3 protein-coding genes and 2 tRNA genes are annotated in these 3,671 nt (G+C 46.0%); 4 read left to right on the top strand and 1 reads right to left on the bottom strand.

The window, feature by feature from the left end; all coding sequences use genetic code 11:
- Positions 1-98: 98 nt before the first annotated feature.
- The 4 genes from JCM15124_RS12320 to JCM15124_RS12305 all read left to right on the top strand — a co-directional run bounded on the left by JCM15124_RS12320 (position 99) and on the right by JCM15124_RS12305 (position 3,487).
- Positions 99-173, top strand: a tRNA-Val gene (locus tag JCM15124_RS12320).
- 47 nt (positions 174-220) lie between these two features.
- Positions 221-295: transfer RNA gene (locus JCM15124_RS12315), tRNA-Val, on the top strand.
- A gap of 152 nt (positions 296-447) precedes the next feature.
- Positions 448-1,794 carry an adenylosuccinate lyase gene (gene purB / locus JCM15124_RS12310; RefSeq protein ID WP_024999649.1) on the top strand — a complete coding sequence of 449 codons (1,347 nt, stop codon included), beginning with the start codon at positions 448-450 and terminating at the stop codon, positions 1,792-1,794.
- 190 nt (positions 1,795-1,984) lie between these two features.
- Positions 1,985-3,487 carry a pseudouridine synthase gene (locus JCM15124_RS12305; RefSeq protein WP_024999648.1) on the top strand — a complete coding sequence of 501 codons (1,503 nt, stop codon included), beginning with the start codon at positions 1,985-1,987 and terminating at the stop codon, positions 3,485-3,487.
- On the opposite strand, the gene JCM15124_RS16855 is transcribed toward JCM15124_RS12305, so the two are convergent.
- On the bottom strand, positions 3,436-3,671 hold a 236-nt coding region (locus tag JCM15124_RS16855; protein ID WP_232220191.1), incomplete at its 5' end, for a hypothetical protein. The genes JCM15124_RS12305 and JCM15124_RS16855 overlap by 52 nt on opposite strands.

Raw genomic sequence — 3,671 nt, 5'->3', positions numbered from 1 at the left:
GCCCATTCGACTTTTTCAGAAATAATAAATAAAAACGAATTAAAAATTTGGTGGTTAAATAATTTATGTTTACCTTTGCATTCGCTTACGAAAAGTAAGGGCGTTTAGCTCAGCTGGTTTAGAGCATCTGCCTTACAAGCAGAGGGTCGGCGGTTCGAATCCGTCAACGCCCACAGGGGTGTTTCCCTGTAACCTTTCGGGGTTGCGGGGAGTTTTTAGAGGGCGTTTAGCTCAGCTGGTTTAGAGCATCTGCCTTACAAGCAGAGGGTCGGCGGTTCGAATCCGTCAACGCCCACAAAAAGACGAGGATAGCCTTGCAACGTTGAGTTGTGAGGTGTTTTTGTTTTTATAAGCAACCTTTAACCTTTAAAATACAAAGATTATAGCAAAACTTTGCTTACATATCGATTTAAAACACTAAATTTGCAATTGAATAAATAATAAATTATGGTTCTTGATGTTTTAACCGCCGTGTCGCCGGTAGATGGCCGTTATAGAGGCAAAACCGAAAAACTCGCAAATTATTTCTCCGAATTTGCACTTATAAAGTACAGAGTGCGTGTGGAGATAGAATACTTCATATCGTTGTGCGAACTGCCTTTGCCACAGTTGGCATCGTTCGATAAGCAGCTTTTCGGAAAGTTACGCAATATCTACGATAACTTTACGGAAAACGATGCTGCAAGGGTGAAAGAGATAGAAAGCATTACAAACCACGACGTTAAAGCCGTAGAATACTTCATTAAGGAACAATTCGACAAGATTGGCGGCTTGGACGCATACAAGGAGTTTATACATTTCGGGCTTACATCGCAAGACATCAACAACACCAGTGTGCCCTTGTCCATATTGGAAGCACTGAAAGAAGTTTATTATCCGCAAATCGAAGAACTTATCGCACAGCTTCAGCAATATGCCGACGAATGGAAAGACGTTCCAATGTTGGCTAAAACGCACGGACAACCTGCCTCGCCAACTCGTTTGGGCAAAGAGATAGAAGTGTTTGTGTATCGTTTGCAAGAGCAGTTGGAAAGTTTGAAGGCTTGCAAACTTACAGCAAAGTTTGGCGGTGCAACCGGTAATTTCAATGCACACCACGTTGCTTACCCTGCATACGATTGGAAAGCGTTCGGCAACAAGTTCGTAAGCGAACACCTCGGGCTGCAGCGCGAGCAGTGGACAACGCAGATTAGCAACTACGACCACCTTGGAAGCATATTCGACGCAATGCGCCGCATCAACACCATCATCATCGACTTGGACCGCGACTTCTGGTTGTATATCTCCATGGAATACTTCAAACAGAAGATTAAGGCAGGCGAAGTAGGGTCGAGTGCAATGCCCCACAAGGTAAATCCCATCGACTTTGAAAACAGCGAGGGCAATCTTGGCATAGCAAACGCCGTGTTGCAGTTCCTTGCACAGAAGCTGCCGGTGAGCCGTTTGCAGCGCGACCTTACCGACTCTACGGTATTGCGCAACATTGGTGTGCCGTTCGGGCACAGTGTCATCTCTATTCAGAGCACACTGAAAGGACTCCGTAAGCTCATTTTGAACCAAGAAAGGCTGAATGCCGATTTGGAAAATACGTGGGCAGTAGTGGCAGAAGCCATTCAAACCATACTCCGTCGCGAGGCATACCCACACCCATACGAGGCATTGAAAGCACTCACACGTACCAATACGCAAATGACGGCTGAAAGCATTCACGACTTCATAAAGACATTGAACGTAAGCGAAGAAGTGAAAACGGAACTTATGGCAATCACGCCGCTCAACTACACCGGTATATAAAATAAGGTACAACAACAACCAAAGAGGGTGTCGAGAACATTGCAAGTTGGTTACATAGAAATATAAGATAAGGTGAAAAACAACAAATCTCACCTTATTATATATAAGGAACATAGAAACAAAACATAAATACAAATATTGTTAGTTTTCGACCGTGAGGTTAAGTATTATTTAAAAAAGAATTAAAATTATGACAGAAGAACTCGAGAACAAAGAAAATCAGTCCGAACAGACTGAGAATAGCCGAGAAGGCTACTCAACTACCGGACAAGGAAGTTATTACGAAAGAAGCTATCACAGCACAGGACGCCCACAACGTCCCCGCATTCAAGCACAACGTGCCTACGGAACTGACCGTGAAAACAACAATGAAGAAGGAGGATTTCGTCCTGAAGGCTTCGGTTCTAATTTGCAAGGGGCTGGCGCATCCGAGCGTAAGACAGGCTATCGACCACGCACCAACGGCTATGGCAACAGCTATCAAAACCGCCAACAGCAAGGCGGCTATCGTCCACGCTATAACAACGGAGGCGAAGAAGGTGGCTACCAAAGTCGTGGCGGCTACCAGAACAGACCGAACAATTACAACAACCGTGGTGATTATCGTCCTCATTACAATGCAAACGAGGGCGAAGAAGGAGGTTATCAGAACCGCCAACAGCAAGGTGGCTATCGCCCACGCTACAATAACAATGGCGAAGAAGGTGGCTATCAGAGCCGTGGCGGGTATCAGAACAACCGTCAAGGCGGCTATCAGAGTCGTGGCGGCTACCAGAACAACCGTCAGGGTGGCTATCAGAGCCGTGGTAACTATAACAATCGCGGCTATCAGAACAATCGTCAAGGTGGCTACAACAACCGCCAAGGTGGTTACGGACAGCAAGGTGGCTATCGCCCAAACAATGCCAATTACGACCCAAATGCAAAGTATTCGCTCAAGAAGCGCATAGAATATAAGGAGGAAAACATCGACCCTAACGAACCGTTACGTTTGAACAAGTACCTCGCAAACGCAGGTGTTTGCTCACGTCGTGAGGCTGATGAGTTTATCCAAGCAGGTGCGGTAACTGTGAATGGTGAAGTGATTACAGAACTCGGAACAAAGATTTTGCGTTCCGACGAAGTGAAATTCAAAGACCAACCGGTTACACTCGAGAAGAAAGTGTATGTGCTTTTGAACAAACCAAAGGACTATGTTACCACAAGCGACGACCCACAACAGCGTAAAACGGTTATGGACCTCGTGAAAGGTATCTGCCTGAGCGCATCTACGGTAGGACGTCTCGACCGCAATACTACGGGCGTGTTGCTGCTTACCAACGACGGCGACCTTGCAAGCAAACTTACTCACCCTAAGTTCTTGAAGAAGAAGGTTTACCACGTATTCCTCGACAAACCTGTAACACCACAGACGCTTCAGCAAATATCTGACGGTATTCAGCTCGACGATGGTGAAATCAAGGCCGATGCTATTGAATATGCCGACGAACGCGACCAAAGTCAAGTGGGAATCGAAATCCACAGTGGCAAGAACCGCATTGTTCGTCGCATCTTCGAGAGTCTTGGCTATCGTGTTGTAAAGCTCGACCGCGTACAGTTTGCAGGGCTTACAAAGAAAAATCTCCGTCGTGGCGACTGGCGTTACCTCACCGAACAAGAGGTAGCTATGCTTCGTATGGGAGCTTTTGAATAATAAAAAACTAAACTCCTCGCACATAGTTGTGGCGTAAAGCCGTGGCTATGTATGAGGAGTTTAAGTAGGTGTTCATAATTAATTGACATTGTATTTACGGCTATTTCCCGGTCAGTCTGCCGTCTTGAAGAAGGAGTGTAGCGGGCTACACGACTGATGAAAGGCGACAGACTGACGGAAAAGC

The sequence above is a fragment of the Prevotella falsenii DSM 22864 = JCM 15124 genome, assembly GCF_000613945.1.
GTDB classification, from domain to species: Bacteria; Bacteroidota; Bacteroidia; order Bacteroidales; family Bacteroidaceae; genus Prevotella; species Prevotella falsenii.
This window is presented reverse-complemented; position numbering and strand designations above follow the sequence as displayed.

Excerpts from the sequence above, each read along its gene's own strand:
- purB (WP_024999649.1), top strand. The coding sequence starts at position 448 with ATGGTTCTTGATGTTTTAACCGCCGTGTCGCCGGTAGATGGCCGTTAT.
- JCM15124_RS12305 (WP_024999648.1), top strand. The coding sequence starts at position 1,985 with ATGACAGAAGAACTCGAGAACAAAGAAAATCAGTCCGAACAGACTGAG.